Origin of the sequence: Ferrovibrio terrae (assembly GCF_943372915.1) — a bacterium.
GTDB classification, from domain to species: Bacteria; Pseudomonadota; Alphaproteobacteria; order Ferrovibrionales; family Ferrovibrionaceae; genus Ferrovibrio; species Ferrovibrio terrae_A.
This window is the reverse complement of record NZ_CALSAN010000046.1, coordinates 1-26,985: the sequence shown is the minus strand read 5'-3', so window position 1 is coordinate 26,985 and position 26,985 is coordinate 1. Positions and strand designations below refer to the sequence as shown.

Below are 26,985 nucleotides of genomic sequence, written 5' to 3'. Positions count from 1 at the left end.
GCCATCACACTGTGACCGCTGTGTGGCTGCGGCGCGGCCCGATGCCGCAGTGCACGCCATTGTTTTGCCACTTTCCGGAATTAATGGTTTAATCAACGGGCGTGGGGCAGCGGCCGCCGCCCCCGCAGCACCGGACGAATGTGCCTATCAGAGTGCATCGGTCGGCAGCTGTTAAAAAAATAAAACAAAGACAACAAGATAAGAAAAGAAAGGTCCACAACTATGGCCGCCGATAAGCCTCAGAACGTCCAGGACGTTTTCCTCAATCACATCCGCAAGACCAAGACCCCGGTGACCGTTTTCCTGGTCAACGGCGTCAAGCTGCAGGGTATCATCAGCTGGTTCGACAACTTCTCGGTGCTGCTGCGCCGCGACGGTCACATGCAGCTGGTCTACAAGCACGCCATTTCGACGGTCATGCCGTCCGGCCCGATCCAGCTCTTTGACCCGGCCGCAGCCGGCGAAAAGCCCGCTGCCGGGGAACAAGGCTGACCCAAACGGGTTTCCTTCCCAACCGATGCCCATTCATGGCGCATCGTGTAAGTTCGGCTGATGTCTGATTCCGACACTCTGGAAGACGAGCGCCCCAGAAAGGCGCTCGTCCTGCACCCGTCCCTGAAATCCACCATGGCCAAGGCGAACCTGGCCAAGGCGATAACGGCTGACCAGCGCCGCCGCCCCGAAGCGCGGCTGGCCGAGGCAGTCGGCCTCGCTGCCGCCATCGACCTCGATGTGGTGCGCGCCGATGTCGTGCCGGTTGCGACCTGGCGTCCCGCCACGCTGATCGGTCCCGGCAAGGTGGAAGAGCTGGCCGCCTGGATCGAAGAGAACCCGGTCGATGTGGTGATCGTCGATGCTGCCGTCACGCCGGTACAGCAGCGCAATCTGGAAAAGGGGCTCAAGGCCAAGGTGATCGACCGCACCGGGCTGATTCTTGAAATCTTCGGTGCCCGCGCCCGCACCAAGGAAGGCCGCCTGCAGGTCGAACTGGCGCATCTGAATTACCAGCGCTCGCGTCTGGTGCGGTCTTGGACCCACCTGGAACGCCAGCGCGGCGGCTTCGGCTTTCTCGGCGGTCCCGGCGAAAGCCAGCTGGAAATCGACCGCCGCCTGATCGGCGAACGCATCGCCCGCATCAAGCTCGATCTGGAGCAGGTGGTGAATACCCGCTCGTTGCATCGTCGCCAGCGGCAGAAGGTGCCTTATCCGGTGGTGGCGCTGGTCGGCTATACCAATGCCGGCAAGTCGACGCTGTTCAACCGGCTGACGCAGTCCGAGGTATTTGCCAAGGATCTGCTGTTCGCGACGCTGGACCCCACCATGCGCACGTTGCGCCTGCCGTCGGGCCGCAACATCATCCTCAGCGATACGGTCGGCTTCATTTCCGAACTGCCCACCCATCTGGTCGCCGCCTTCCGCGCCACGCTGGAAGAGGTGATCTCGGCCGACCTGATCCTGCATGTGCGCGACCTGTCGCATCCCGATACCGAGGCACAGGCCGCCGACGTGAAGGATGTGCTGGCCGCACTGGGCATTGGCGACGGCAGCAGCCACCGCCGGCTGGAGGCCTGGAACAAGGCCGACCAGTTGCCGCCGGAGATGCGCGAGACCCTGCAGAACCAGGCCAATCGCCAGGACGACGTGGTTCTGATCTCGGCGCTGGATGGATCCGGCTGTGACACGCTGCTGCAACGCATCGATGCCATGCTGGATGCGGACCGGGTCGAGCTGGACGTGACGCTGGATGCCGGCGATGGCGCGGCGGTGGCTTGGCTGCACCGCCATGGCGAAGTGCTGCAGATGCAGGAAAAAGATGGCCACCTGACGCTTTCGGTGGCGCTGAGCCAGGCCGAGGCCGGCAAATGGCTGAAACGACAGGAAGGCAAAAGCGTATGACGGCAGTGAAGATTGATATGGATGCCGTGCGGCTGTTGATGGAAGAGGCGGCCGTCACCACCATCCTGCCGTATTTCCGCAAACTGAAGACCGGCGATATCGACCAGAAGGCGGGCCCGCATGATGTGGTCACCGTGGCCGACAAGGCCTCGGAGGATTTTCTCACGCCGCGGCTGCAGGCACTGATCCCGGGCTCCACCGTGGTGGGCGAGGAGGCCAGCAGTGCCGACGAGAGCATCATGGATGCGCTGCGCCGCCCCGGATATGCCTGGCTGATCGACCCCATCGACGGCACCGCCAATTTCGCCGTCGGCAATGCGCTGTTCGCCGTCATGGTGGCGCTGGTGAAGGATGGCGATGCGGTTGCCAGCTGGATCTACGATCCGATCCGCGGCATCTGTGCCATGGCGGAAACGGGCAGTGGCGCCGTGATGCGCGAGGCCGATGGCAGCACGCGCAGGCTGCAGACGCCCAAGCCGCCGTCGCTGGCGCATCTCTCGGGTGCGCCCAACCTGCGCTATGGCGACCGCGACTTTGCCGCCCGCATCGCCCATCGCATGGACAAGACCGCCGGCGTGATGATCCTGCGTTGCGCCGGCCAGGAATACCTCGCCATGCTGGACGGTCACTTCCATTACGCGGTCTATAACCGCGCCATGCCCTGGGACCATTCCGCCGGCTGCCTGCTGATCACCGAGGCCGGCGGCATCGCCAAGCGCCTGAATGGCGATCTGTACCGCGCCGCCGACAAGCCCTTCAGTTCGCCGCTGGTGGCCGCCTGTGGCGAAGACCAGTGGACCTGGCTGAAGAAAGACATCTTCGACGCCTGAGCCTGCCGCCATGACCATTCCGATGCAGGCGGTCGGCGACCTGCTGCTGCAGGCCGGCCGCGACATCATCATGCCGCGCTTCCGCCGCCTGCGTGCCGAGGATATTGTCGAGAAGACCAGCCATCGCGATCTCGTCACCATCGCCGACGAGGAGGCTGAGGCGTTTCTCACCCCACGGCTGGAAGCCCTGATGCCCGGCTCGCGCGCCGTGGGCGAGGAGGCGGTCGGCCGCGATCCGGCCCTGCTGGCTTTGCTGGGTCAGCCCGGCCTGCACTGGCTCATCGACCCCATCGACGGCACCGCCAGTTTTGCCGTCGGCTGCGCCCTGTTCGGCTCCATGGTGGCGCTGGTGCAGGATGGCGATGCCATCGCGAGCTGGCTGCTCGATCCGCCCACCGGCCGGCTGTATATGGCGCGCAAGGGCGAGGGCGCCTGGCTGCGTGAACCCGATGGTGAAATGCAGCGCCTGACCATGCCCCGGCCATCCTCGCTGGCGCATCTGTCGGGCGTGGCGAATTACGGCATCAGCGACCGCACCCTGGCCATGCGCATGGCCCAGCGCATCGATCGCACGGCTGGCGTGCTGAACATGCGCTGCTCGGGTCAGGAATACCCCGCCATGGCGCTGGGCCAGATTCACTGGGCGATCTATGGCCGCGGAATCCCCTGGGATCATGCGCCCGGAACCCTGCTGATTTCCGAGGCCGGCGGAGTCGCGCGGCGGTTGAATGGACAGCTCTATCGGGCCTGCGATCCGCCGGGCGGCAGCCCCCTGCTGGTGGCCTGCGGCGAAGAGCAGTGGGATTGGCTGAAAACCGGCCTTTTTGACCCCTGATTTCCGGGGGCAAAACACCCCCCGAAACGTTGCTGCGGCAACCCCCGACATGGTAGTTTCTGCGGCCTGATTCCAGGGCCGAATCCGGCCCTTTCGGGCGGCCTGATTCGCCCGTTTTCAGACCCCATTTTCCTCCAGTTCTGGACGCCAGTTTCGTGACCGAACAGCCGAAGCCCCCGCAGGATATCCAGCCCATCTCTATCGAAGTGGAGATGCAGCGCTCCTACCTCGGTTACGCCATGAGCGTGATCGTGTCGCGTGCGCTGCCCGATGCGCGCGACGGGCTGAAGCCCGTGCATCGCCGCATCCTCTATTCGATGTATGAAAACGGCTATCTGTCCGACAAGGCTTATCGCAAGTCTGCCCGCGTGGTCGGTGACGTGATGGGTAAGTATCACCCGCATGGCGACCAGTCGATTTACGACGCCATGGTGCGCATGGCGCAGCCGTTTTCGATGAGCCAGCTGCTGCTGGATGGTCAGGGCAACTTCGGCTCGATGGACGGCGATAAAGCCGCGGCGATGCGTTACACCGAAATCCGCCTGGAAAAGGCGGCGGAAGCGCTGCTGACGGATATCGACAAGGACACCATCGATTTCCAGCCCAACTACGACGACAGCACCCAGGAACCCACGGTGCTGCCGGCGCAGTATCCCAATCTGCTGGTCAATGGCGCCAACGGCATCGCCGTCGGTATGGCCACCAACATCCCGCCGCATAATATGGGCGAGGTGATCGACGCCTGCTGCGCCTATGTCGACAACACCGATGTGACGCTGGAACAGCTGCTGGAAATCCTGCCGGCGCCCGATTTCCCCACTGGCGGCATCATTCTCGGCCGCGCCGGCGCCAAGGCGGCGATGTGGACCGGCCGCGGCTCGGTGATCGTGCGCGGCAAGGTGCATTTCGAGGAAATCCGCAAAGATCGCGAAGCCATCATCATCACCGAGATTCCGTATCAGGTGAACAAGTCCTCGATGATCGAGAAGATGGCCGAACTGGTGCGCGCCAAGAAGATCGAGGGCATTGCCGATCTGCGCGATGAATCGGACCGCGACGGTGTGCGCGTGGTGGTCGAGATCAAGCGCGATGCCATGGCCGATGTGGTGCTGAACCAGCTCTATCGCTTCACGCCGCTGCAGAGCAGCTTCGGCGTCAACATGCTGGCGCTGAACGGCGGCAAGCCGGAACTGCTGAACATCAAGCAGCTGATCGCCGCCTTCGTGAACTTCCGCGAGGAAGTGATCCTGCGCCGCACCCGCTTCCTGCTCGGCAAAGCCCGCGACCGCGCCCATGTGTTGGTCGGCCTCGCCATCGCGGTGGCCAATATCGACGAGGTGATCAAGACCATCCGCGCCGCGCCCGATCCGCAGACCGCGCGCGACCAGCTGATGACCCGCGAATGGCCGGCCGCCGATGTGGCCGACATGATCGGCCTGATCGACGACCTGAGCCACAAGGTGATCGACGGCAAGTACAAGCTGTCGGAAACCCAGGCCCGTGCCATCCTCGACCTGCGCCTGCAGCGCCTGACCGCGCTGGGCCGCGACGAGATCGGCGACGAGATGAAAAAGCTCGCCGCCGAGATCAACGAATATCTCTCGATCCTGGGCAGCCGCGACAAGCTGATGGGCATCCTGCGCGCCGAACTGGTGTCGATGCGCGAGCGCTTTGCCGTGCCGCGCCGCACCCAGATCGCCGAGATGGAATTCGAGCAGGATGACGAAGACCTGATCCAGCGCGAGGACATGGTCGTCACCGTCAGCTTCGGCGGCTATGTCAAGCGCACGCCGCTGTCGACCTATCGCCTGCAGAAGCGCGGCGGCAAGGGCCGCACCGGCATGAGTACCAAGGACGAGGATTTCGTCACCGGTGTGCTGGTGGCCAGTACTCATACGCCGGTGCTGTTCTTCTCCAATATCGGCCGCGTCTACAAGCTGAAGGTCTATCGCCTGCCGGAAGGTACGCCACAGTCGCGCGGCAAGGCGTTTGTCAATCTGCTGCCGCTGGCCGATGGCGAGAAGATCACCGAGGTGCTGCCGCTGCCCGAGGACGAGACCAAGTGGAGCGAACTGCATGTCATGTTCGCCACCGCCAAGGGCTATGTCCGCCGCAACGACCTGAGCGATTTCGTCTCGATCAACGCCAATGGCAAGATCGCGATGAAATTCGAGGGCGAGGATGCCGACGACAGCCTGGTCGGCGTGCTGCCCTGCACCGAGCAGGACGACATCCTGCTGGCCTCCTTCGAAGGCAAATGCGTGCGCTTCCCGGTCGCCGATGTGCGCACCTTCCAGAGCCGGTCATCGACCGGCGTGCGCGGCATGAAGCTGGCCGATGGCGACAAGGTCATCTCCATGTCGGTGCTGCGCCATATCGAGACCACGGCCGAGGAACGCGAGGCCTATCTCAAATACGCCACGGCGCAGCGGCGCATCCGTGACGGCGAGACCGGTGTGGAACTGGTCTCCGAGTTGCCGATGGAGCGCATTGTCGAATTGCAGGCTGCCGAGCAGTTCATCCTGACAGTCACGGAAAAGGGCTACGGCAAGCGCAGCTCGGCCTATGAATACCGCATCACCAGCCGCGGCGGCTCGGGCATCATCAATATCGAGACCACCGCGAAAAACGGCAATGTCTCGGCGGCTTTCCCCGTCGAGCATGATGACCAGATCATGCTGGTCACCGATGGCGGCCAGGTGATCCGCTGCCCGGTGCATGACATTCGCATTGCAGGCCGTAACACCCAGGGCGTCATCATCTTCAAGCTGGGCGACGGCGAGAAGGTTGCGTCGGTCGCGCATTTGCCGGAAAGTGGCCCCAATGACGGCCAGGACGAAGGCGCAGGCGACAGTTCTGGCGAGGATGGCGGCGCAGCAGGAGAGACTGCAGGCGACACGCCCGAGTAATCTGGGGGAGAGCAGATGACTAGGCAGCGGATCGGATTATACCCGGGTACTTTCGATCCGGTGACCAAGGGACATTACGACATCATCAAGCGCGCGGCCAAGCTGGTCGACAAGCTGGTGGTCGGCGTCGCCGTCAATGTCGGCAAGGGCCCGCTGTTCTCGATGGAAGAGCGCGTCGACATGGTGCGCGAGGAAATCGGCCCTCTCATGCCGGGCGCCACCGAATTCGAGGTCAAGCCGTTTTCCAACCTGCTGATGCATTTCGCCATGGAGCTGGGCGCGGTGATGATCATCCGCGGCCTGCGCGCGGTGTCGGATTTCGAATATGAATTCCAGATGGTCGGCATGAATGCCAGGCTGAATTCCGAGATCGAGACCGTCTTCCTGATGGCATCCGATAACCACCAGTTCATCGCCTCGCGCCTGGTCAAGGAAATCGCCATGCTGGGCGGCGATATCAGCCCCTTCGTGTCGCCGCGCGTGGCCGAGCGCATGCGCGTCAGCATCGCGGCCCGCAAAGCAAAGGGTGAAGAATGATTCCCAATCTGTTTTCGCGCCGTCACTTTATCGCCTTCGGTCTCATCGCCGCGCTGCTGCCGTTTGCCGGCCAGGCGCAGACCCAGGTGCAGGCCGCCGATCCGGAAAACACCCTGATCATGGAACTGAGCAGCGGCCGCGTGGTGATCGCCATGCGCCCCGATCTGGCGCCCAACCATGTCAAGCGCATCAAGGAACTGACCCGCAAGGGCTTCTACGACGGCTCGGCCTTCCATCGTGTGATCCGCGGCTTCATGGCCCAGACCGGCGATCCCACCGGCACCGGCGCCGGCGGCTCGGGCCAGAAGCTGGCGGCCGAGTTCAACCGTGAATCGCATCGCCGCGGCACCGTGTCGATGGCGCGCACCAGCGACCCGAACAGCGCCGACAGCCAGTTCTTCATCTGCTTTGACGACGCCCCCCATCTGAACGGCCAGTACACGGTCTGGGGGCGTGTGGTCAGCGGCATGGAACTGGTCGACAATATCAAGAAAGGCGCGCCGGGCAGCGGCAGCGTCGTCGACCCCGACAAGATCATCCGCATGCGCGTCGCTGCCGACGTGAAGTGAGCTTAAGAAGGACCTGCCATGAGTGACGACCTGGAAAACACGCTGTATCTCGAACTCAAGGACGGCCGCGTCACCATCGCGCTGCGCCCCGACCTCGCGCCGAACCATGTCGCCCGCATCAAGGAGCTGGCACGCCAGCATTTCTATGACGGCCTGAAATTCCATCGCGTGATTGAGGGCTTCATGGCCCAGACCGGCGATCCGCGCGGCGATGGCACCGGCGGCTCGGGCGAGAACCTGAAGGCGGAATTCAACGACGAGCCGCATGTGCGCGGCACCTGTTCGATGGCCCGCGCCAGCAGCCCGCACAGCGCCGACAGCCAGTTCTTCATCTGCTTCGCCGATGCCCGCTTCCTCGACAAGCAGTATACCGTCTGGGGCCAGGTGACCGAGGGCATGGAGCATGTCGACAAGATCAAGCGCGGCAGCCAGGCCCGCAACGGCTCGGTGACCGATCCGGACAAGATCGTGTCGATGCGCGTCGCCGCCGACGTCTGACCTGCCGCCCTCTGGCTGAGGGCATCGCGATGCTGGTCTCCGATTTCGATTTCGAGCTGCCGCCGGCGCTGATCGCCGAGCGGCCGGCTGTGCCGCGCGAAGCCGCCAGGCTGCTGCTGCATGCCGGCAGCGTCGATCCGCGCGCACTCACGGTGGCCGATCTGCCCGGCCTGCTGCGACCGAACGACCTGCTGGTGTTCAACGACACGAAGGTGATCCCGGCGCGGCTCTATGGCCGGCGCGCGCGCGATCCGGAGGTGCGCGTCGAGGCTTTGCTGCTCAAGCCGATCGGCGACCGGCGCTGGACCGCCATGGCCCGCCCGGCCAAGCGGCTCAAGCCCGGCGACCGCGTGCTGTTCGATGGCGGCATCGTCGCCGAAACGCTCGGTCGCGACGACGACCAGATCATCCTGCGGTTCGACCGGGAGGATGGCGAACTGCTACTGGCGCTCGAAAGCGCCGGCAGCATGCCGCTGCCGCCCTATATCGTCGCCCAGCGCAAGGCCGATGCGCAGGACAAGACCGACTACCAGACGGTGTTTGCCGAGAAGACCGGCGCGATTGCCGCGCCCACCGCCGGCCTGCATTTCACCCCGGCGCTGATCGAGCGCCTGAAAGCCGGCGGTGTGGGCTTTGCCCGTGTTACGCTGCATGTCGGCGCCGGCACGTTTCTGCCGGTGAAAGTCGACCGCGTCGCAGACCACAAGATGCATGCGGAATGGGGCGAGGTGACGGCGGAGACCGTGGCGGCCATCGCCGCCGCTCGCGCCAAAGGCGGCCGCATCATCGCCATTGGCACCACCTCGCTGCGGCTGCTGGAATCCGCCGCCAGAGATGGCGGGCTGAAACCCTTTGCCGGCGACACCGATATCTTCATCACCCCGGGCTTTGCATTCCGCGTCGCCGACGGCCTGCTGACCAACTTCCACCTGCCCAAATCCACCCTGCTGATGCTGGTCGCCGCCTTTGTCGGGCTGGACGCCCAGCGGGCGATCTATGCCCATGCGGTGGAGAAGGGCTTCCGTTTCTACTCCTACGGCGATACAAGCCTGCTGTTCAGACAGGCCAGCCCAGAATGACCCTCCGTTTTTCCGTCAGCGCCACCGATGGCGCCGCCCGCCGCGGGCGGCTTGAGACCGCCCATGGCGCCATCGACACGCCGGCCTTCATGCCGGTGGGCACGGCCGCGACAGTGAAGGCGATGACGCCCGAAGCGGTGGCCGAGACCGGCGCGCAGATCATCCTGGGCAATACCTACCACCTGATGCTGCGGCCCACCGCCGAACGCGTCGCCAAGATGGGCGGCCTGCATAAATTCATGCACTGGCCCGGCCCGATCCTCACCGATTCCGGCGGCTTCCAGGTGATGTCGCTGTCGCAGCTCAACAAGGTGAGCGAGGACGGCGTCGCCTTCCAGTCGCATATTGACGGCGCGCGCTACGAGCTGACGCCGGAACGCTCGATCGAGATTCAGCATCTGCTCGATGCCACCATCACCATGCAGCTGGATGAATGCGTCAAGCTGCCGGCCGACGACCGGCGGGTAGCGCAGGCGATGCAGCTGTCCTTACGCTGGGCCGAACGCTGCAAGGCGGCGTTCAAACTGCGCGACGGTTATGGCCTGTTCGGCATCGTCCAGGGTGGCACGAACGCGGCGCTGCGCGAAGAATCTGCGAAAGGCCTGATCGCCACCGGCTTCGACGGCTATGCGGTCGGCGGTCTGGCGGTGGGCGAAACGCAGGATGAGATGTTCGCCACGCTGGATGTGACCACGCCGCATCTGCCCACGGATCGCCCGCGTTACCTGATGGGGGTGGGCAAGCCGTCAGACCTCGTCGGCGCCGTACAGCGCGGCATCGACATGTTCGACTGCGTGATGCCGACGCGCTCGGGCCGCAACGGCCAGGCCTTCACCCGGCGCGGCACCATCAACATCCGCAATGCCCGCCATGCCGAAGACCCGCGGCCGCTGGACGAACACTGCCGCTGCCCGGCCTGCCGCAACTACAGCCGCGCCTATCTGCATCATCTGGTGCGGTCGGATGAAATCCTCGGCTCCATGCTGATGACGGCGCATAACCTGACCTACTACCAGGATCTGATGCAGGGCCTGCGCGCGGCGATCCCGGAGGGCCGGCTCGACGCCTTCGCAGCCGACTTCCACGCGCAGCAGGCGCTCGGGGATATCGAGCCCCTCTAGATGCTGCTGCGCCACCTGAAGGTCTTTGGCATCGCGGCGGTGTTTGCCGCCATCGCCTATGGCCTGGCGCATCTGCTCTTCCGCCTGGTGCAATCCTGGTGAGCGGCTACAGCCGGTAGGACTCGTCGTCCTTGTGCAGATGCAGGAAGCGGCCGATCTGCGTCTTCAGCTCGCCCGGGTCATGCGTATCGTTGACGCCGAGCGCCTGCAGGAACAAGCGGCGCTGGATCGGCTGCGGCAGCTCGTTCCAGCTCATCACCACGGCGGCGCCGAGGCATTTCAGCACATTGCTTTCCGACACTTCGAGCGCCTGGTGGTGGGTGGCACCGCCTTCGCCCTCCCAGCGGCGCAGGGCGCGGGCGAGCTGGGCATCGCGGGTCTGCAAGGCGTCGTCATCGGCCATGGTCATGCCTCGTCGTCGTAATAGGTGATGTTGAGCAGTTGCTCGATCTCGCTGCCGCCCACCGTCAGTGGCAGGGTGATCGATTCAAACTGCACGAAGCTGCGGTCGACGAAATAATAGCTGCCGGCGGCGCGCAACGGCCGCTTCTGGTCGGTGGCGTAGGACAGGCCGGCATTGAAATCGGCATAGGCCTGTTCGCTCATGATCTCATCGACGAAGCGCCCGGTCGGGTCACGGCCGGAATACTGGCTGATCAGGGTGCCGTAGAGCCGGATGCGGAAGCGACGGATCGTCTCGGTCCGCACGATCTCGTAGATCAGCACCCGGGGCAGATAGGGGCGCAGCACGAAGGGCGAGAAATCGGCCCGGTCAGGCGCCGCCCGGCCGGCACGCGCCTCATCCCAGAGGGCAGCCAGATGCGTCAGTTCAGGGCGGATGAAATGCAGGTCGGCGTCGAGGCGAAACCTGCTTTCGACAATCTGCCGGTTCACAAAATCCTCCGGTTTCCCGCAGCATATACTGCGGAATAGCCTGGCGCTGTGATTTCTCGATCACTGAAGGGAGAGGTTGGTGAGCCCGCCGGGATTCGAACCCGGGACCTCTCGATTAAAAGTCGCTTGCTCTACCAGCTGAGCTACGGGCTCACGAAGCCTTTTCCGGCCGCCCCGAGATGCGGCGGGGGCCGAAAAGCGCGGCGACCATAGGTCGTCGGCCGGCCCCCGTCAACCAACGGGCCGGCCTAGCGTATTTTGCGGAAAGCCAAGGTTATGCTGCCCACCGGCAGGCCCCATTTCCGCACCACGGCACGGTTCAGCACCACCTCGTCGTCAAACCGGTACAGCCAGTCGTCAAAGGTCACATCCAGGCCGCCGTCATCGGTTTTCAGGCACAGGTCATAGGCCCATTGCAGGGCATTGCCGGCCACCCGGCCGCGGGCGGTTCCGTATACGTCATCGGCCTGGCCGCCATAGCCGCCGGCCCCGTCAGGCTGGATCCGCCAGACCCGGCGCTGGATCTCGCCGTCGCTGAATTTGAAATCCTCCTCCAGCACCAGGGTGGCGCCGTCGCGGCGGCCGAGGATGTCGACGGTGAACTGCCGGATGCTGCCGCCAAAACGCGGCTCGAACAGGCCCCAGGCTTTCACCTGGCCGGTGAAATAGGATTCCAGCTGGAAGGCACCATAGGCCTGCTGCCCGGCCGGATCGGGCCGTTGCGTGGCACAACCGGAGAGCAGGGCACCGAGCATGAGCAGGCAGGCGGCTAGACGGTAACGTGACATGGCAGACCCGCGACAGTGTACAGGAACGGAGAGCTAGGCCGTCCTGCATTGTCGGCAAGGGTCAGCGTTCAGGTGTCACACCGCGCTCGAACAGCCGCAGCATGATGCTGCCCATCTCGATATAGAAATCCGCGCCGCCCATGCCGTGGCTCTGGCTGGCGAGCCAGCCGTAATCGAAAACATGACGGCGGCCATCGCGCTGTTCTTCGGCGGCCACCACGGCGATGGCCTCGGGCAGGCTGCGGCGCAGCAGCGGCACCAGCCGCGCGGCACATTCCACGATCATGCGGCCGCAGAGCGGCTGCAGCGCGATGATGTCGCGCAGGAAGCGCATCTGATCGCCCACGCCTTGCTCGCTCACCACCAGCAGGCAGCGCTGCCGCAGGTCTTCGCCCTGCCAGCGCGGGATATGCAGATCGCGTCGCACGATCTCCCGCGTCGCATCCGGCAGCAGGCGGTATTCGTAATCGGCCAGACCCGGCGCCCAGTCGCCGAGACTCAGCAGCATGGTGGCGCGCGCCATGCGCAGCGTGCGGTTCTGCGGCTCCAGCCGCACGGCCTGATCCAGCCAGCCGCGCGCGGCGGCATGATCGCCCAGCCGGAAAGCGGCTTCGGCCGCCATGCCCAGCAGCCCCGGCATGTCGGGATGGCGGGTCAGTGCTATTTTGCCGATCTGCAGGGCGGTGACCGCATCGCCGCTCAGCAGCAGCAGGTTGCCGTGATGCTGCGCCAGTTGCGGATCGTCGGGTGTCGCGCGGCACTGGGCCTGCGCCAGCGTCAGGGCCGCAGCGGTGAAGCCCGCACCGGTCAGCGCCGCGATCCGCGCGATGCTGAAGCCGGCATCATCGGGATGCAGCGCCAGTCCGGTTTCGGCCACCGACCACAAGTCGCCCCAGCGCGCGGCATGCTGGTACAGGGCCGCCAGCGAGCGCAGCAGGCCGCTATCTGTGGGCGCAATACGACGCGCCGCGCCGAACTGCAGCAGCGCTCCATCCAGGTCGCCGGCCTGCAGCGCCGTCATGCCGGCCTGCATCAGCCGGGGCAGCAGCGGGGAAGGGTGATTCGCAGTCATGCTGGCGCCAGCATGGTCCGGCCCGTAAGCTGCCGCAATGATCTCCGGAGTCCTGCAGGCCGATGCCGCCGCCACCGTTGCCTATCGCGACCGGCTGGCGGCGCGCGCCGCCGGACGGCCCTGCATCGGCCTGTCCTGGCGCAGCAGCAATGCTGCCTATGGTGCGCAGAAATCCCTGGCGCTCGCCGATCTCGGTCCGCTGCTGCGGGCCCGGCCGGATCTGTTCTGGGTCGATCTGCAATATGGCGACACCGCGCCGGAGCGGGCAGAGGTCAGCGACCTGCTGTGGCATGACCCGGCCATCGACCCGCTGCGCGACCTGGATGCCACGGCCGCGCAATATGCCGCGCTCGATCTGGTCATCACCACCAGCAACACGGCGGCCCACCTGGCCGGGGCGCTGGCGGTTCCGACCTGGCTGCTGCTGCCGGCACCGGGCTTCGGCCTGCTGTGGTACTGGCAGCTGGAGCGGGCCGACAGCCTGTTCTACCCCTCCATCCACTGCTTCCGGCAGGCGGCCCCGGGTGACTGGCCCGGGGTGGTTGCCGCCGTCGGGGCGGCCCTGGGCGACCATTTTCCGCCCCAGCCGTAGCGGCGGTTACCAACTTACAACCTTTAAGGGGCTACAAATTCCTTCGCAGTTGCGGGATAATACGCCCATTCCGGTGCTAGCCCGGAGGATGAAGGACCATGACCCAGTTTTACGTCGAAGGCGGCATTTTCAAGGATCTGGCGGACCCGGCTCCGATCTCCGGAACCGAGGAGCGCTACGGCCCGTTCCCCACTGAGCAGGAAGCCGACAAGATCTGGCGCGCCCGCATGGCCGAAAAGATCGACATCTGCAACCACCGCCTGCGGGTCATCCAGCGCGACGCCTGAGTCGCGCCGGCCGGCAGGGTCTTGCCGCGCTTTCCCTGTTGCTAACTGATTTGCCTGCCACGATGATTTCATGGCGGACCACCCGATTCGGCCATTTTGCGGCCCGGGACGGTGTTGGTCTATGAGAGGCGCGCGATGTTCGATCCCCACGCTGCCGGTCGGTTGATAGCCAACCGGGGCGATCTGAAACGCAAGGCGGTGAACTTCACGCGCGGACATGACGTGCGGTTGAGCCCGGATTTGCGTGGCAAGATCGAGAAGGTGATCGTGAAGAACCAGGCCGAATTCGAAGCATCCGCCCGCGAGATGCTGCACACGCTGAAAGAAGCGTGGGGCTCGGCATCGTTCAATTCCATCGGCCGTGCGCGTTACTACGAATGGATTCGCGACCTGGCGCTGGAGCTGAAGGGGCAGGGCAGCCTGTTCGGCTATCCGCTGGTCACGCTCTATGCCGACAGCTTGAAGAATCTCTGCGATGGCCTCACCAACCCGACCCATCGCCTGCATGCCATCATCGGCCTGAATATCGATGCGCTCGGCATCATCATCCGCCGTCGTGTCACCGGCCCGGGCAGCGTGCTGGAACGCCGCGTCGCCGAAGCCTTCCGCGAAGCCTATCTGAAGATGCGCCTGCGCCAGCCCTCCGATGTGGCGATGGAACACAAGGTCGCCCATGCGGTGCGCGAGCTGGACAAGCCACGGCCGGCGGCGGCCAGGGCGCCGGAGCTGAAGGATACCGGGCGCGAATGGCCGAACGGCGTGCGCCTGACGGCCGATTAAGGCAGATCGGGCAGTATCGCCATGGCGGATTCCGACGATCGCAACAATCCCAATGCCCCGCCAGAGGGTTACAACTGGCGGCCGCAGGCGATCAAGCCGATTGCGCCGGTGGAGGTGATCTCCGAGGCGATCAAAGAGTCTGACAACAGCTATTTCTTCGAGAATTACACCAAGCAGGCCAATGCGGTGGTGGGTGCGCTGCGCAAGCATGGCTATGTCATCGTCCCCTATTACCCGACCGTGCAGATGGTCAAGGCGGCGATGGACGAACTGCAATACGGCCAGAACAAATTCACCAACATCGTCATGCCGATCTATTTGGCGATGATGAAGGCGGCGCCCAAAGCGAAAGGCTAGCCGGGCCAAGGGCTGACCGGGCTGACAGCGGTAAATCCCGGATAACCCGGGCTTAACCCTGTCGTGATATTATCGCCGGGTTCGGCTAGAATGCCGGCAGGCCCTGACCGGGCCGGAGACGGGAGCACGTGCGAGCATGAGCCGCGACAAACTGGTGGCGTTCCTGCGGGTGGCAGGACCAGAACGCACCAACGCGATCCTCAATCGCCTGCCGCCGCAAGAGGCGCAGGCGGTGCGGCAGGCGCTCGACCAGGCGCCGAATATCGCCTCGTCCCAGGTCGATGTGGCCGCCGATGCCGCCGCCACCTTCGTGGCCGCGATTTCGAACAAGCGGTAATGCTGCGGCGCCTGCTGCCCAATCTGCTGTCTGGCCTGATGATCCTCGCCATCGGCCTGCCTGCCGTCGCGCAGGAGCTGGGCCCGGGCCGTCGCGAGCGGCGCCCCGACATCTGCATGAATTCCCTCGAGATGGAAGCCGAGGCCATGGTCCGCGCCGGCATGGTGATCCGCGACCATGCGCGCGCCTGCGCCCGGCGCGGGCTGGATGGCAGCATCATTCATCTCTGGTCCGCCTTCGACACCGCCAATGCCGCGAAATTTCAGGATGCGGTGGAAATCCGTGCCGGCGCCTACAAGCGCAACTGGCCAAACGATCCCAACGCCGCGCAGCGCGCCGCCAACGAAACCGTGGCCTCGCGCCAGCTGGTGGATTTCTCGCCGGTCGAATGCGTGGTGCTGAAGGATCTGGTCGACAGCTTCAAGACCTGGACCGATTACCTGGTGCATATCCGCCGCACCGAAGTCGGACAGGTCAAGACCATGTACAAGCAATGCCCGAAGGGCACGGTCGGCGCCCAGCGGCGCAAACAGGAATGGTGAGCGGGGCCTACACCCGGCTGTTCACCGCGTAGAAGGGCTGGTCGACCAGCCCGGTTTCCCAGCCGGCATACCAGTCCTGCACATAGGGCTTGATCTGCGCCAGCAGGTCGGCGCGGGCGCGATGCTCCGGCGTCAGGCCTTTGCTGCAGAACTTGCGCACTTCTTCGGAGAGTGCCGGCACGTCGATGGATTTCACCACATGATCCTCGACGCAGACCTTGCCGCCCACCACCACGGTGTTCACATCCACGCCCATGGCGCGCTCGATGAAGGCCTCCACCGGATCGAAGGCGGGGTCGATCCAGGGATCACTGTTCACGCGTTCCAGGTCGACCAGGATGGCATCGCCCTTCCACCCGGGCAGCAGGGCGCCGACGCGGCCGGCGAAGCCGCTGGCCTTGGCGCCGTTCACCGTGGCGGTTTCCAGCGCTTCATAGGCATCCATCGGGCGTTCACGCAGGTTGAAGGTGGAGAGGCGGTGCACCTTGTGCATCATGCGCAGCTCCATCACCGCATCCTCGTCGTCGTTGATGGTCTTGTCGTCCATGCCCATGGCGATGTTGACGCCGGCGGCGCGCATCGCCATCACTGGGGTGATGCCGTTGCGCATATGGAAGTTGCAGCTCGGATGCGTGGTCACGGTCGCGCCCTGCGCCCCCATCAGCGCGATATCCTCTTCCGTCACCCAGATGGCATGGCCAAAGGCGGTGCGCTCGTTCATCAGGCCCAGCTCATGCAGCCATTGCACGGTCGGCTTGTTGTTGCGGCGCAGGCCCCATTGCTTCTGCACCGGGCTCTGCAGCAGATGCATGTGGATCATCGCATTGCCGTGGCTGTCGCTGGCGTCGCGCACGCGGGTGAGAAACGCTTCGCTGGCGCCATGGGCCCAGCAGGGCGCCAGCAGGATCGCCGTGTCGCTGCCATTGAAGCTGGCATACAGCTCGTCGAACAGATTGAAATAGCTGTCCATCAGCGCATCGCGGTCGAAGGCGACCAGGGCTTTCGCCTTGCCGCGCAGATCGGCCGGCAGGGTTTCAAGAAAGTCTTCGCCGCCCATCGCCAGCTTGCTCTCGTCGCGGAAGCCGGGGCTGAAGGCCAGCCGGATGCCGCTGTCGAGATAGGTGCGGATGGCGATGCGGGCGCGGCGCGCGCCTTCGGCGCCGTCATCGTCGAAGCCGTTATGGTGCAGGGTGGTGCAGCCGCTGCGCAGATGGCGCCAGGCGCAGACCCCGGCGGTCAGCTCCGGCGGCAGCACCGGCATATAGGCCCAGTCGAACAGCGCGTTTTCCAGGAAGTCGTTGCGCACGCCCTTCTGGATGGGGGACAGCCCGCGGCCATGGCTATGCGCATCGACCAGGCCGGGCAGCAGCAGCTGCCTGCCATTGCCGAGCACTTTGGCGCCGGGATGTTTGGCGGCCAGCGCCGTGAAGATGCCGGTTTCCAGCACTGTGCCGTTCTGGATGGCGACGGCGCCATCGGCGATCAGGCCGGCGGCTTTCAGGCGCGGATCGGTCAGCAGATGCTTGCCGCGCAGGATCAGGATGTCGCTCATGGGCCGCTCCGGACAGGATCATCGCACAGGATATCCTTGCGCGGGGACGCGGCGCTGTCGCCTGCCTTTTTGGCCGGCAGGCTTAACCCGGGGTTATGGCCGCCATCAGCTGGTCGCCATTAGCTGGCGGGGGGCACCACGACGATGCGGTTGTTTTCCAGCAGCACGCTGCCGGCGCGGAACACCGGCGTGCCATAGGGATCCATCTGGCCGATCACGCGCACGCGGTCGCCGGCTTTCACCTTGGTCAGGTCGCGCCAGGTCGGGCCGATGGTGATCACCTGGCTGGAATTGCCGTCATTCAGCACGAAGGTGCTGGCCTGCGGCGACAGCACCACGCCCTGGATCATCACCGACCTGCCGCGCGGAATCTCGGCGATCGGCACCAGGTCGGGCAGGGTGAAGGCCATGGTCTGGTTGCGCGGCGGCGCCGTGCTGCTTTTGGCGGCCGGCTTGGGCGCGGCTTTTGGCTTCGCCTCGGCATCGGGCGTGGTCTGCGCCGGTGGCATGGCCTGTGGCGCGGCTTGCACCGGCATCTGGGTCTGGGCCGGCGTCTGCGCCACGGCCGGCAGGACCGGCAGCAGGGCCGCCAGGATGGAAAGTCTGTAGATCAGATGCATCGGCCGCCATCGACCTCCATGCAGACGCCGGTGATGAAATTCGCCTCGTCGGAGGCGAAATACAGCGCGGCATTGGCGATATCGGTCGGCGTCGAGAACCGGCCAATGGGAATCGTGCTGACGAATTTCGCCTTCATTTCCTCGGTCTCGGTGCCGCCCATGAATTCCTTCAGCATCGGCGTCAGGCCGGCCACCGGGTTCAGCGCATTCACGCGGATCTGCTCCGGCGCCAGTTCCACCGCCATCGCCTTGGTCAGCGTGATGACGGCGCCCTTGGAACCATTATACCACACCAGGCCGGGGCGGGGGCGCACGCCGGCGGTGGAGGCGATATTGATGAACACGCCGCCCTTGCGCTTGCGCATTTCCGGCACGGCATGCATGGCCGAGAGATAGATGCTCTTCACATTGACGGCGAAGATCTTGTCGAAGGTCGCCTCGTCGGTGGCCAGCAGCGAGGCATTGCGCTGCGGCATGCCGGCATTGTTGACCATGATGTCCAGCCCGCCAAAGGCATCGACGGCGGCCTGCACCAGCGCCTTCATCTGCATGGCCTGGCTGACATCGGCGGCGACCGGCAGCGCCTTCTGCCCGGCCTTGTTGATCTCGCCGGCCACCTTTTCGGCCGCCGCGAGATTGAGATCGCCGATCACCACGGCAGCACCTTCGGCGGCAAAGCGCTTGGCGATGCCCTCGCCGAACCCCGACCCGCCACCCGTTACGATTGCCACCTTGCCCGCCAGACGCATGAAATCGATTCCTTCCCCAAAAAACGGCTTGGCTTCACTCTAGCCGGCCGGCCGGGGCATGCAAGCGCCTGATTCCCCTGCTAGACTGGCCTGGTCCAGAGCGGGCTGAGGGAGCTGAGACGTGCTGTTTCCGGGATTTGAGCAAAAGCGTGTCGCCGGCGAGGGCGCCGAGATCAACCTGCGCATCGGCGGCAAGGGGCCGGCCCTGCTGCTGCTGCATGGCTATCCGCAGACCCATGCCATGTGGCACAAGCTGGCGCCCCGGCTGGCCGAAGAGTTCACCGTGGTCTGCCCCGACCTGCGCGGCTATGGCGACAGCGACAAGCCGGCCACCATGCCCGATCATTCCAGCTATTCCTTCCGCGCCATGGCGGCCGACCAGGCCAGGGTCATGGCCACGCTCGGCTTCGACCAGTTTTTCCTCGCCGGCCATGATCGCGGCGGCCGCGTCTCACATCGCCTGGCGCTCGATTTCCCCGACCGGGTGAAAAAGCTGTCGACACTCGACATCATCCCGACCCGCACGCTGTATGAAAACGTCAACCAGGTGGTCGCCACCGGCTATTACCACTGGTTCTTCCTGATCCAGCCCGCGCCGATGCCCGAGCGCATGATCGGCGCCGATCCGGAATTCTATTTCCGCAAGAAGACCGGCCAGTGGTCGGGCGCAGGCCACAGCTTTGATCCGGAAGCGATGCAGGAATACCTGCGCTGCTTCAGCGACCCGGCCACCATCCATGCCTCCTGCGAGGATTACCGCGCCGCCGCGACCATCGACCTGGAGCATGATCGCGCCGATGAGGACAAGCGTGTGGTCTGCCCGACCCTGATCCTGTGGGGATCGAAGGGCCTGATGGGCAAGGCCTATGATGTGATGGACTGCTGGCGCAGCAAGGTGAGCGGGCCGCTCAGCGGCCATGCGGTCAACAGCGGGCATTTCCTGCCCGAGGAAGCGCCGGAGGAAACCTATCTCGCGCTCCGCAATTTCTTCAAACCGTAAAGCGCGATGACCCAGACACCCGATCCGCAGCCCGATACCGAACTGCATATCCTCGCCCCGGCCCCGCGGGTGAGCCTGTTCACCCGGCTGCGCAACTATTTCCTCGCCGGCATCATCGTCACCGCGCCGATCGGCCTGACCATCTATCTGGTCTTCATCACCATTGAGGCCATCGACCGCAACGTGCGCAGCCTGGTGCCGCTGGGCTACGAACCGGAACGCTTCATCCCGTCCTACAACCTGCCGTTCGGCATTCCGGGGCTTGGGCTGGTCGCCGCCGTCGTGCTGCTCACCCTGATCGGCTTCCTCGCCACCAACCTGATGGGGCGCACGCTGCTCCGGCTCGGCGAACGCATCGTCGCCCGCATGCCGATCGTGCGCGGCGTCTATTCGGCGCTGAAGCAGATTTTCGAAACCGTGTTCAGCCAGTCGGGCAATTCCTTCCGCCAGGTGGCGCTGGTGCCCTGGCCGTCGACCGGCTCCTGGACCATCGCCTTCGTCACCAACTATGTGCAGGGCGGCGAGGTGTCGGAACAGCTGGGCGAGGATCTCGTCACCGTCTATGTGCCGACCACGCCGAACCCGACCGGCGGCTACATGACCTATTACCGCCGGCGCGACATCAAGATCCTGTCGATGAGCGTCGACCAGGCGATGAAGCTGATCATTTCCTGCGGCGTGATCGTGCCGCCGGAACTCGCCCAGACCACAACGGCCGCGCAGAAGACGGCCGCCGGAGGAAAGCCCGATGCCAAACCCGACAGCGGAGACGGCAACTTCACGCCCTGAGACCGTCGACAGGGTCGCGGATTTCGATCTGCGTGCACTGGACCGGGATTTCCTCGACAATCCCTATCCGGTCTACCATCTGCTGCGCACGCACGACCCGGTGCGCCGCATGCCGGACGGCAGCTACTTCCTGACGCGCTACGACGACCTGCAGGCGGTCTATCGCGACAATAAAAGATTCTCCTCCGACAAGAAGATCGAGTTCGCGCCGAAATACGGCGCAGGCACGCCGCTCTATCGCCACCACACCACCAGCCTGGTGTTCAACGATCCGCCCCTGCACACCCGCGTCCGCCGCCTGCTCGCGCCGGCCTTTACGCCGCGCGCGCTGAAGCTGCTGGAAGACCGTTTCGTGCTGCTGGTCGGCCGCATGCTGGACCGCGCGGCCAAACAGGGCGGCATGGATGTGATCGCCGATTTCGCCTCGGCTTTGCCGGTGGAGATCATCGGCGACATGCTGGCGGTGCCGCATGAAGACCGCCATCTGCTGCGCGACTGGTCGCTCGCCATCCTCGGCGCGCTGGAACCGGTGCTGACGCCGGAACGGGCAGAGCAGGGCAACCGCGCCACCCTCGAATTCGAGACCTATCTCGAAAAGCATATCGCCGACTGGTCGTCGAAAGCCGGCGAGGATGGCTATGGCGATGTGCTGGCTGCGCTGATCGCCGGTGAAGACGGCGGCGAACGGTTGACGGCGGCCGAGCTGGTGCAGAACTGCATCTTCCTGCTCAATGCCGGCCATGAGACCACCACCAATCTGATCGGCAACGGCATTGCCGCCTTACTCGACTGGCCCGACCAGAAGCAGCGCCTGATCGCCGATCCCGGCCTGATCCGCACGGCCATCGAGGAGTTCCTGCGTTTTGAATCCTCCAACCAGCTCGGCAACCGCCGTGTGGTGGAGACCGCTGAGATCGGCGGCGTGACGTTTGAGCCCGGCACGCTGGTGACGCTGTGCATCGGTGCCGCCAACCGCGACCCGGCGCAGTTCCCCGATCCCGACCGCCTTGATGTGGGCCGCACACCCAATCGCCATCTGGCCTTCGGTGCGGGGATTCACGCCTGCGCCGGCATGTCGCTGGCGCGGCTGGAAGGCCAGATCGCCATCGGCCAGCTGCTGGCGCGTTTCCCGCATTTCCGCAGCAGCGGGCAGGCGGTGCGCGGCGGCCGCGCGCGATTCAGGGGGTATTTATCTTTCCCGGTAGACTTTTAATTCTCGCTACTTTTTTCTTCTGAAACCGAATCAAAGCGGAACTGGTAGTCACCTTTGTCGTCGGTTCTTAGATTGGTGGAGGATAGCTTTATGTGATTAAAATGTGTCTTCCCGTATTTCCATAAGTTATGCAAATCGTAGTGCATAAACTGAGAAGGATATCCTACTAAGGTTATGTCTTTCCCTTCTAAGTGTTTGTCCAATTTCTTAGCAGGAAGAAAGATTTGATAAGTGCGATTCCCGAATCTCAAAATGAATGACATGTACGGATGAGGAGTTTCAGTCTTACGTTTTAGCAGAGTTAGAATTGGGTGAGGATAAGGCCTTGGACCGGGTGTGAACGTCAAAAAGCAGTAATACCCTGCTCCGTCAGACACTCTATGTGTCTGGAGATCTGGCTGGCTAATCCATAAACATGCTTCATTAAAGTTCTCCAGCTCGTCGTGCGGCATAATTGACAGGCCCATCTTGAGAAGAGACTTATATACGCCTAGAGGCCGATAGGACTGCTTCTGCAGTTTCGCGGTGAATACGTTCTCCTCAAAATTCATGTTGAAGAGGTTTTCGTTCTCACCTTCTATAAAGTTTATATTGTTATTTCTTGCTTCAACTCTGGATTTTGCATTTGGAATTCGAATGCTAGGAATCCCTTTCTTTCCTGGTATCCGGTTAAAGGTTCTCTCAAAGTGGGTGAATTTTGAAAAATCATCTTCATATCGGCCAATATTCTGATTGCATTCATTGCACTCTTCGAGAGTTAAAAGAGTTTTGTTTCCTATCAGCTCTGGAACTGCATGAGCTTTGGTATTGAATTGTGCATGCGGGCTTTCTCTCTTGCAAAAACGGCATTTTCTTGTTGCATCTCGCTTGCCTATATATATGCGACGGTCGGGATTCAGCATGATGCTGAACTCGATATAATTGTCGTCGTAGAATTTTTGATTCTCTATAATATCCATGGAATTACTGTGGGTGGTATCTAGATAAACATACGATTTGAAATGCAACTTCTGTAAAGAATTTTACATGACCGGTAATAAAAAACGCCTCGCCGTTGCCCGCCTCTGGCATGAGGGCAACAGCTTCTCCCCTTTGCCCACCACCCTGGCCGATTTCGAACGCCGCGAATGGTTCGAGGGCGCCGGTTCTCTGGCGCGCTATCGCGGCACCGGCACCGAACTGGGGGCGGTCGCGGCTTTCATCGACGCCAATCCGGACTGGGATGTGCAGGTGCTGCGCTGCGCCTCGGCGCCGCCCGGCGGGCCGGTGGAGGATGCGCTGTATGAGCGCATCGTCACCGACATGCTGCGCGGCCTGGGCGACGGCCCGTGGGATGCGGTCTATCTGTCGCTGCATGGCGCGCTGGTCGCGGTCAGCGAGCCGCAGGCCGATCTGAAGCTGATCCGCCGCGTGCGCGACGCCATCGGCGCCACGCCGCTCGGCGTCAGCTTCGACCTGCATGCCAATATTTCCCCCGCACTGCCGGCGCTGGTCGATTTCGCCTCGGGCTACAAGACGCATCCGCATGTCGACATGGACCGAACGGCCGCCATCGTGCTGGCCGAGCTGAAACGGCGTGTTGCGGGCGGCGTCCGGCTGCAGGGCGCGGTGAAGAAAATCCCGGTGCTGCTGCACAGCTTCAACATGCGCACCGCCGCCGGCCCGATGGCCGATACGGTCAACGAGGCCAGGGCGCTGTGCCGGGATGGCGTGAAGGACATCACCGTGTTCGGCGGTTTCGTCTGGGGCGACAGCCCCGATGCCGGCGCAAGCATTCTCAGCTATGCCGAAACGGCGGCACAGGCGCAGGCCGCCGCCGATACGATGGCGGCGAGCCTCTATGCGCGCCGCGCGCAGTTCCATGCCACGCTGCCGACCCCCGCGCAGGGCCTGAAGCAGGCGCTCGCGATCCCGGGCCTCGTCTGCGTGGTCGAGCCGAGCGACAATCCGCTGTCCGGCGGCATCGGCGACACCACCGGGCTGCTGCGCGAGCTGATGGAAACGCGTGCCGATGGCGAAGCGGTGTTTGCCTTCCTCTACGATCCGGCGCTGGTGCAGCAGGCCAAGGCCGCCGGTATCGGCGGTCGCATTGCGGCGAAGCTCGGCGGCCGGATCGCGCCGCATTTCGGCGCGCCGGTGGCGGCGACCGTTGAAGTGGTGGCGCTCACCGATGGCCGCTTCGTCAATGAAGGCCCGTTCGAGACCGGCATGGCCGTCGATCTGGGCGATACCGCCGTGCTGCGGGCGGGGCGGGTGAAGATCATCATCACCTCCAGCTGCCAGGCCGGCATCGACCCGGCCTATTTCCGCCTGCATGGCATTGACCTCGATAGCACGCGGCTGATCGCCGCCAAGGCCAAGAACCATTTCCGTGCCGCCTTTGTGGAGCGCGCGGCGGTCATCGTCGATGTCGACACGCCCGGCCCGGCGGCGCTCGATCTCTCGGTGCTGCCGTTCCGGCATCTGCCGGCGGGGATGGAGATGTAAGGACAGAAGGGCGCGGGCCTGGGTTCAACACAAATCGTCATCCTCGGGCTTGTCCCGAGGATCCATCCCATGATCATCGCGTGCGGGATGGGGCAGATGGACCCTCGGGACAAGCCCGAGGGTGACGTGGTGTGAGGTATCGGATCGGCCAAAAAGAAAAGGCGGCCGTTACAGCCGCCTTTCCATCGTCGGATTGTCTTTTCGATCAATCGATCCTGGCGCCCGAGGCCTTCACGGCCTTGGCCCATTTGTCGATCTCGGTCTTCATCAGGTCGGCCAGCACCTGCGGCTTGCCGCCGACGGGATCGGCACCCTGCTGGTCGAACTGCGCCTTCATCTCCGGCGTCTTCAGGATCGCGTCGATTTCGCTGTTCAGCTTGTCCACGATCGGCGCCGGCGTCTTGGCCGGAGCATACATGGCGAACCAGGCGGTGGCGCTGTAATCCGGCAGGCCCTGTTCGGCGATGGTCGGGATATCCGGCGTGGACGGCCAGCGCTTCGGCGTGGTGACGCCCAGTGCGCGCAACGCACCGGAGCGGATATGCGGTAGGGCCGAGGGCAGGTTGTCGAAGGTGAACTGCACGTTGCCGCCCAGCAGGTCGGTCAGCATCGGGCCCGAACCGCGATAGGGCACATGGATCATGTCGGTGCCGGTCATGGTCTTGAACAGCTCGGCCGAGAGATGGCCCGAGGTGCCGTTGCCCGGTGTGCCGAAATTCAGCTTGCCCGGCTGCGCCTTCGCCAGCGCGATGAATTCCTGCACCGTCTTGGCCGGCACGCTCGGATGCACCACCAGCACATTGGCCACCATGGCGACCAGCGACACGGGCGCGAAATCCTTCACCGGGTCATAGCCCAGCTTGGAATACAGGCTGATGTTGATCGAATGGGTACCGATGGTGCCCATCATGATGGTGTAGCCATCGGGATCGGCCTTGGCGGTGAATTCGGTGCCGATATTGCCGCCGGCGCCGGCCTTGTTGTCGACCACGAACTGCTGGCCGAGCCGTTCGCTCAGCTTGGCCGAGATATGACGGGCCAGGATGTCGGTGGTGCCGCCGGCGGGGAAGGGGACCACCACGCGCACCGGCTTGTTCGGATAGGCCTGCGCCAGAACGGGCGTGGCCGGCGCCAGTGCCAGCAGCGCGGCGGCGGCCAGCAGGCCGCGGGTGACTGTCTTGCGGGAGAGGATCATACAGCGTCTTCTTTCGTCTGGTTTTTCAGTCGGCGGCGGACTCGCCGGTGCCGCATTCTACGGCGGGGTCCGGCTGCGGCCCAAGCATTTGTTGCGGCTTGAATTGAATTCAATTAAACTCGGGCCATGGCCAAACTGCGTGTCACCGCCGCCCAGCTCCTGCCGCCCAATGCCGCTGCCGCGCCCAAGGGTGGCGACACTCGCTTGCGTATTCTCGCCGCCGCTGCGCAGGCGCTGATTGCCGGCGAGGGCGAATGCGAGATCGCCGATGTGGCGCGCGCCGCCGGCATCTCGGCCGGGCTGAGCTATCACTATTTCAATTCCAAGGCCGGGCTGATCGCCGCCGTGGTCGAAGCCTTCTACGACCGCTTCGAGGCCGCCGTCATGGATATCAACCCCAAGCCCGGCGCCGGCTGGGGCGAGCGCGAGCGGCTGCGGCTCGAGCGCATGGTCGCCTTCCACTATGCCGAGCCGCTGGCGCCGGTGATTCTCGCCAAGCTGAGCCGTACGCCCGAAGTCGCTGCCGTCGAGGCCGCGCGGCTGGCCCGCCATATCGAACTGGCGGCCCGCAATATCGAACTGGCGCAGGCACGCGGAGACATTCCCGGCGATCTCGACGCGCATCTCCTCGGTGCCATGATCCTCGGCGGCCTGCGGCAGGCCATCGGCCAGGCGCTGGCCGCAGCCAAGCGGCCGGGCCGTGAGCGGCTGACCGAACAGCTCTGGGCCTTCATCGCCGGCACGGCACGGTTCAAGCCGGCGAAGAAGGGCGGGCGCTGAGATGCAGCCGGCGCAGCAGGCGGAATGGCTCACCCGCGTGCGCGATCACATGGCCGCACGCACGACCGACATGGCCGAGGGTATCGCCCGCGTCGATGTGGCGCGCTACACCGATCCGCAGCGGCTGGCGGCCGAGCAGGCGCTGCTGCGCCGCACGCCGCTGGCGCTCACCTTCGCCTCGAAGCTGGCGCAGCCGGGCGATTACGTCACCCATGATCTGGCCGGCCTGCCGATCCTGCTGCTGCGCGATGCCGGCGGTGAACTGCAGGCCTTCCTCAATGTCTGCCGCCATCGCGGCGCCAAGCTGGTCTGGGAGCGCGGCGGCTGCGGCAAGCGCGCCTTCACCTGCCCCTATCATGCCTGGAGCTACGACCTCAGCGGACGCCTGCGCGGCATTCCGCATGAGGCAGGCTTCGCCGGGCTGGACAAGGCGCAGCACAATCTGGTGCGCCTGCCGGTGGCGGAAGCCTTCGGTCTGGTCTTCGTGCTGCCGGAACCGCGCGACGATTACGACTTCACCGGATTCCTGGCTGGCGTGAAAGCCGATCTCGACAGCTTCGGCCTTGGCAGTCATGTCCTCTATGACGAACGCGAGATCGGCCTGAAATGCAACTGGAAGGTCGTGATCGAGGGCGGGCTGGAGACCTACCATGTCCAGCATGCGCATAAGCGCACCA

The 26,985-nt window shown here is 64.4% G+C and carries 31 protein-coding genes and 1 tRNA gene; 22 read left to right on the top strand and 10 right to left on the bottom strand.

The annotated features are described in order from the left end of the window. Window positions 1-222 precede the first annotated feature (222 nt). The 10 genes from hfq (at window position 223) to tgt (ending at window position 10,274) form a co-directional block, all read left to right on the top strand. Window positions 223-492, top strand: coding sequence for an RNA chaperone Hfq (hfq, locus tag AAG821_RS20675; RefSeq protein WP_144069494.1), 270 nt, complete (start codon window positions 223-225; stop codon window positions 490-492). A gap of 60 nt (window positions 493-552) precedes the next feature. Beyond that, complete coding sequence (gene hflX / locus AAG821_RS20670) at window positions 553-1,896, top strand: GTPase HflX (protein ID WP_341910669.1); 1,344 nt, start codon at window positions 553-555, stop codon at window positions 1,894-1,896. After that, window positions 1,893-2,726, top strand: a complete 834-nt coding sequence (locus tag AAG821_RS20665) for an inositol monophosphatase (protein ID WP_341910667.1) — start codon at window positions 1,893-1,895, stop codon at window positions 2,724-2,726. Before hflX ends, AAG821_RS20665 begins: the two co-directional genes overlap by 4 nt. A 10-nt stretch (window positions 2,727-2,736) precedes the next feature. After that, window positions 2,737-3,561, top strand: a complete 825-nt coding sequence (locus AAG821_RS20660) for an inositol monophosphatase family protein (protein WP_341910665.1) — start codon at window positions 2,737-2,739, stop codon at window positions 3,559-3,561. A gap of 155 nt (window positions 3,562-3,716) precedes the next feature. Further along, window positions 3,717-6,470, top strand: coding sequence for a DNA gyrase subunit A (gyrA, locus tag AAG821_RS20655; protein WP_341910663.1), 2,754 nt, complete (start codon window positions 3,717-3,719; stop codon window positions 6,468-6,470). 15 nt (window positions 6,471-6,485) lie between these two features. Next, window positions 6,486-7,007, top strand: coding sequence for a pantetheine-phosphate adenylyltransferase (gene coaD, locus AAG821_RS20650; RefSeq protein ID WP_341910661.1), 522 nt, complete (start codon window positions 6,486-6,488; stop codon window positions 7,005-7,007). Between the two features lie 119 nt (window positions 7,008-7,126). Further along, the gene (locus AAG821_RS20645; RefSeq protein WP_341910881.1) at window positions 7,127-7,576 is read left to right on the top strand and encodes a peptidylprolyl isomerase; all 450 of its coding nucleotides are present in this window, start codon (window positions 7,127-7,129) and stop codon (window positions 7,574-7,576) included. A gap of 18 nt (window positions 7,577-7,594) precedes the next feature. Next, the gene (locus AAG821_RS20640) at window positions 7,595-8,074 is read left to right on the top strand and encodes a peptidylprolyl isomerase (RefSeq protein ID WP_341910659.1); all 480 of its coding nucleotides are present in this window, start codon (window positions 7,595-7,597) and stop codon (window positions 8,072-8,074) included. 29 nt (window positions 8,075-8,103) lie between these two features. Then, the gene (gene queA, locus AAG821_RS20635; RefSeq protein WP_341910657.1) at window positions 8,104-9,153 is read left to right on the top strand and encodes a tRNA preQ1(34) S-adenosylmethionine ribosyltransferase-isomerase QueA; all 1,050 of its coding nucleotides are present in this window, start codon (window positions 8,104-8,106) and stop codon (window positions 9,151-9,153) included. Beyond that, the gene (tgt, locus tag AAG821_RS20630; RefSeq protein WP_341910655.1) at window positions 9,150-10,274 is read left to right on the top strand and encodes a tRNA guanosine(34) transglycosylase Tgt; all 1,125 of its coding nucleotides are present in this window, start codon (window positions 9,150-9,152) and stop codon (window positions 10,272-10,274) included. Before queA ends, tgt begins: the two co-directional genes overlap by 4 nt. 106 nt (window positions 10,275-10,380) lie before the next feature. Here the strand turns inward: tgt and AAG821_RS20625 are convergent, their stop codons facing one another. The 5 genes from AAG821_RS20625 to AAG821_RS20605 all read right to left on the bottom strand — a co-directional run bounded on the left by AAG821_RS20625 (window position 10,381) and on the right by AAG821_RS20605 (window position 13,028). Continuing rightward, a complete protein-coding gene (locus AAG821_RS20625) occupies window positions 10,381-10,677 on the bottom strand; it encodes a hypothetical protein (protein ID WP_341910654.1) in 297 nt (98 codons plus the stop codon). Window positions 10,678-10,679: 2 nt separating this feature from the next. Beyond that, the gene (locus AAG821_RS20620) at window positions 10,680-11,168 is read right to left on the bottom strand and encodes a PAS domain-containing protein (RefSeq protein WP_341910652.1); all 489 of its coding nucleotides are present in this window, start codon (window positions 11,166-11,168) and stop codon (window positions 10,680-10,682) included. Between the two features lie 77 nt (window positions 11,169-11,245). Then, window positions 11,246-11,321, bottom strand: a tRNA-Lys gene (locus tag AAG821_RS20615). A 95-nt stretch (window positions 11,322-11,416) separates the two neighbouring features. Next, window positions 11,417-11,956, bottom strand: a complete 540-nt coding sequence (locus AAG821_RS20610; RefSeq protein ID WP_341910651.1) for a DUF3833 domain-containing protein — start codon at window positions 11,954-11,956, stop codon at window positions 11,417-11,419. 61 nt (window positions 11,957-12,017) lie between these two features. Then, the gene (locus tag AAG821_RS20605; RefSeq protein ID WP_341910649.1) at window positions 12,018-13,028 is read right to left on the bottom strand and encodes a tetratricopeptide repeat protein; all 1,011 of its coding nucleotides are present in this window, start codon (window positions 13,026-13,028) and stop codon (window positions 12,018-12,020) included. A gap of 37 nt (window positions 13,029-13,065) precedes the next feature. On the opposite strand from AAG821_RS20605, the gene AAG821_RS20600 reads away from it, so the two are divergent. The 6 genes from AAG821_RS20600 (at window position 13,066) to AAG821_RS20575 (ending at window position 15,923) form a co-directional block, all read left to right on the top strand. After that, a complete protein-coding gene (locus tag AAG821_RS20600) occupies window positions 13,066-13,620 on the top strand; it encodes a hypothetical protein (protein ID WP_341910647.1) in 555 nt (184 codons plus the stop codon). Between the two features lie 98 nt (window positions 13,621-13,718). Next, window positions 13,719-13,907: a hypothetical protein gene (locus AAG821_RS20595; RefSeq protein WP_341910646.1), complete on the top strand. Its 189-nt coding sequence runs from the start codon at window positions 13,719-13,721 to the stop codon at window positions 13,905-13,907. Window positions 13,908-14,042: 135 nt separating this feature from the next. Then, a complete protein-coding gene (locus AAG821_RS20590) occupies window positions 14,043-14,687 on the top strand; it encodes a hypothetical protein (RefSeq protein ID WP_341910644.1) in 645 nt (214 codons plus the stop codon). A gap of 21 nt (window positions 14,688-14,708) precedes the next feature. After that, window positions 14,709-15,044 carry a hypothetical protein gene (locus AAG821_RS20585; RefSeq protein WP_341910642.1) on the top strand — a complete coding sequence of 112 codons (336 nt, stop codon included), beginning with the start codon at window positions 14,709-14,711 and terminating at the stop codon, window positions 15,042-15,044. 136 nt (window positions 15,045-15,180) lie between these two features. Continuing rightward, entirely contained in the window at window positions 15,181-15,381 is a 201-nt protein-coding gene (locus AAG821_RS20580; RefSeq protein ID WP_341910640.1) for a hypothetical protein, read from the top strand. After that, a complete protein-coding gene (locus tag AAG821_RS20575; protein ID WP_341910639.1) occupies window positions 15,381-15,923 on the top strand; it encodes a hypothetical protein in 543 nt (180 codons plus the stop codon). The genes AAG821_RS20580 and AAG821_RS20575 overlap by 1 nt, the downstream gene beginning before the upstream one ends. 7 nt (window positions 15,924-15,930) lie before the next feature. On the opposite strand, the gene AAG821_RS20570 is transcribed toward AAG821_RS20575, so the two are convergent. The 3 genes from AAG821_RS20570 to AAG821_RS20560 form a co-directional block, all read right to left on the bottom strand. Further along, on the bottom strand, window positions 15,931-17,475 hold the full coding sequence (locus AAG821_RS20570) for an amidohydrolase family protein (RefSeq protein WP_341910637.1): 1,545 nt from the start codon (window positions 17,473-17,475) through the stop codon (window positions 15,931-15,933). 119 nt (window positions 17,476-17,594) lie between these two features. After that, window positions 17,595-18,095: a hypothetical protein gene (locus AAG821_RS20565; RefSeq protein WP_341910635.1), complete on the bottom strand. Its 501-nt coding sequence runs from the start codon at window positions 18,093-18,095 to the stop codon at window positions 17,595-17,597. Continuing rightward, a complete protein-coding gene (locus AAG821_RS20560) occupies window positions 18,086-18,844 on the bottom strand; it encodes a glucose 1-dehydrogenase (RefSeq protein WP_341910633.1) in 759 nt (252 codons plus the stop codon). The genes AAG821_RS20565 and AAG821_RS20560 overlap by 10 nt, the downstream gene beginning before the upstream one ends. Before the next feature lie 121 nt (window positions 18,845-18,965). On the opposite strand from AAG821_RS20560, the gene AAG821_RS20555 reads away from it, so the two are divergent. The 3 genes from AAG821_RS20555 to AAG821_RS20545 are packed head-to-tail and all read left to right on the top strand — an operon-like array spanning window position 18,966 to window position 21,846. Next, window positions 18,966-19,844 (top strand): alpha/beta hydrolase, encoded by an 879-nt coding sequence (locus AAG821_RS20555; RefSeq protein WP_341910631.1) that lies wholly within the window; start codon window positions 18,966-18,968, stop codon window positions 19,842-19,844. Between the two features lie 6 nt (window positions 19,845-19,850). Further along, window positions 19,851-20,633 (top strand): DUF502 domain-containing protein, encoded by a 783-nt coding sequence (locus AAG821_RS20550; RefSeq protein WP_341910630.1) that lies wholly within the window; start codon window positions 19,851-19,853, stop codon window positions 20,631-20,633. Next, complete coding sequence (locus AAG821_RS20545) at window positions 20,593-21,846, top strand: cytochrome P450 (RefSeq protein WP_341910628.1); 1,254 nt, start codon at window positions 20,593-20,595, stop codon at window positions 21,844-21,846. Before AAG821_RS20550 ends, AAG821_RS20545 begins: the two co-directional genes overlap by 41 nt. Here AAG821_RS20545 and AAG821_RS20540 read toward each other — a convergent pair. Further along, complete coding sequence (locus AAG821_RS20540) at window positions 21,843-22,805, bottom strand: HNH endonuclease (protein ID WP_341916424.1); 963 nt, start codon at window positions 22,803-22,805, stop codon at window positions 21,843-21,845. The genes AAG821_RS20545 and AAG821_RS20540 overlap by 4 nt on opposite strands. A gap of 67 nt (window positions 22,806-22,872) precedes the next feature. Between AAG821_RS20540 and AAG821_RS20535 the strand changes: the two genes are divergently transcribed. Further along, entirely contained in the window at window positions 22,873-24,333 is a 1,461-nt protein-coding gene (locus tag AAG821_RS20535) for a M81 family metallopeptidase (RefSeq protein WP_341910625.1), read from the top strand. Window positions 24,334-24,538: 205 nt separating this feature from the next. Here AAG821_RS20535 and AAG821_RS20530 read toward each other — a convergent pair whose 3' ends face one another. Continuing rightward, a complete protein-coding gene (locus tag AAG821_RS20530) occupies window positions 24,539-25,528 on the bottom strand; it encodes a tripartite tricarboxylate transporter substrate binding protein (RefSeq protein ID WP_341910623.1) in 990 nt (329 codons plus the stop codon). Between the two features lie 126 nt (window positions 25,529-25,654). Here AAG821_RS20530 and AAG821_RS20525 point away from each other — a divergent pair, with 126 nt between their 5' ends. Both AAG821_RS20525 and AAG821_RS20520 read left to right on the top strand, forming a co-directional pair. Continuing rightward, window positions 25,655-26,308: a TetR/AcrR family transcriptional regulator gene (locus AAG821_RS20525; protein WP_341910621.1), complete on the top strand. Its 654-nt coding sequence runs from the start codon at window positions 25,655-25,657 to the stop codon at window positions 26,306-26,308. Between the two features lies 1 nt (window position 26,309). Then, window positions 26,310-26,985, top strand: a 676-nt coding sequence (locus AAG821_RS20520) for an aromatic ring-hydroxylating dioxygenase subunit alpha (RefSeq protein ID WP_341916422.1), incomplete at its 3' end; no start/stop codon positions are given.

Coding starts and splice junctions, on each gene's coding strand:
- AAG821_RS20665 (WP_341910667.1), top strand. CDS start 1,893: ATGACGGCAGTGAAGATTGATATGGATGCCGTGCGGCTGTTGATGGAA.
- AAG821_RS20640 (WP_341910659.1), top strand. CDS start 7,595: ATGAGTGACGACCTGGAAAACACGCTGTATCTCGAACTCAAGGACGGC.
- AAG821_RS20580 (WP_341910640.1), top strand. CDS start 15,181: ATGAGCCGCGACAAACTGGTGGCGTTCCTGCGGGTGGCAGGACCAGAA.
- AAG821_RS20525 (WP_341910621.1), top strand. CDS start 25,655: ATGGCCAAACTGCGTGTCACCGCCGCCCAGCTCCTGCCGCCCAATGCC.
- queA (WP_341910657.1), top strand. CDS start 8,104: ATGCTGGTCTCCGATTTCGATTTCGAGCTGCCGCCGGCGCTGATCGCC.
- AAG821_RS20595 (WP_341910646.1), top strand. CDS start 13,719: ATGACCCAGTTTTACGTCGAAGGCGGCATTTTCAAGGATCTGGCGGAC.
- hflX (WP_341910669.1), top strand. CDS start 553: ATGTCTGATTCCGACACTCTGGAAGACGAGCGCCCCAGAAAGGCGCTC.
- AAG821_RS20610 (WP_341910651.1), bottom strand. CDS start 11,956: ATGTCACGTTACCGTCTAGCCGCCTGCCTGCTCATGCTCGGTGCCCTG.
- AAG821_RS20605 (WP_341910649.1), bottom strand. CDS start 13,028: ATGACTGCGAATCACCCTTCCCCGCTGCTGCCCCGGCTGATGCAGGCC.
- AAG821_RS20535 (WP_341910625.1), top strand. CDS start 22,873: ATGACCGGTAATAAAAAACGCCTCGCCGTTGCCCGCCTCTGGCATGAG.
- AAG821_RS20545 (WP_341910628.1), top strand. CDS start 20,593: ATGCCAAACCCGACAGCGGAGACGGCAACTTCACGCCCTGAGACCGTC.
- AAG821_RS20645 (WP_341910881.1), top strand. CDS start 7,127: ATGGAACTGAGCAGCGGCCGCGTGGTGATCGCCATGCGCCCCGATCTG.
- AAG821_RS20660 (WP_341910665.1), top strand. CDS start 2,737: ATGACCATTCCGATGCAGGCGGTCGGCGACCTGCTGCTGCAGGCCGGC.
- hfq (WP_144069494.1), top strand. CDS start 223: ATGGCCGCCGATAAGCCTCAGAACGTCCAGGACGTTTTCCTCAATCAC.
- AAG821_RS20565 (WP_341910635.1), bottom strand. CDS start 18,095: ATGCATCTGATCTACAGACTTTCCATCCTGGCGGCCCTGCTGCCGGTC.
- AAG821_RS20590 (WP_341910644.1), top strand. CDS start 14,043: ATGTTCGATCCCCACGCTGCCGGTCGGTTGATAGCCAACCGGGGCGAT.
- AAG821_RS20585 (WP_341910642.1), top strand. CDS start 14,709: ATGGCGGATTCCGACGATCGCAACAATCCCAATGCCCCGCCAGAGGGT.
- AAG821_RS20575 (WP_341910639.1), top strand. CDS start 15,381: ATGCTGCGGCGCCTGCTGCCCAATCTGCTGTCTGGCCTGATGATCCTC.
- AAG821_RS20550 (WP_341910630.1), top strand. CDS start 19,851: ATGACCCAGACACCCGATCCGCAGCCCGATACCGAACTGCATATCCTC.
- AAG821_RS20560 (WP_341910633.1), bottom strand. CDS start 18,844: ATGCGTCTGGCGGGCAAGGTGGCAATCGTAACGGGTGGCGGGTCGGGG.
- coaD (WP_341910661.1), top strand. CDS start 6,486: ATGACTAGGCAGCGGATCGGATTATACCCGGGTACTTTCGATCCGGTG.
- tgt (WP_341910655.1), top strand. CDS start 9,150: ATGACCCTCCGTTTTTCCGTCAGCGCCACCGATGGCGCCGCCCGCCGC.
- AAG821_RS20540 (WP_341916424.1), bottom strand. CDS start 22,805: ATGGATATTATAGAGAATCAAAAATTCTACGACGACAATTATATCGAG.
- AAG821_RS20530 (WP_341910623.1), bottom strand. CDS start 25,528: ATGATCCTCTCCCGCAAGACAGTCACCCGCGGCCTGCTGGCCGCCGCC.
- AAG821_RS20600 (WP_341910647.1), top strand. CDS start 13,066: ATGATCTCCGGAGTCCTGCAGGCCGATGCCGCCGCCACCGTTGCCTAT.
- AAG821_RS20625 (WP_341910654.1), bottom strand. CDS start 10,677: ATGGCCGATGACGACGCCTTGCAGACCCGCGATGCCCAGCTCGCCCGC.
- AAG821_RS20570 (WP_341910637.1), bottom strand. CDS start 17,475: ATGAGCGACATCCTGATCCTGCGCGGCAAGCATCTGCTGACCGATCCG.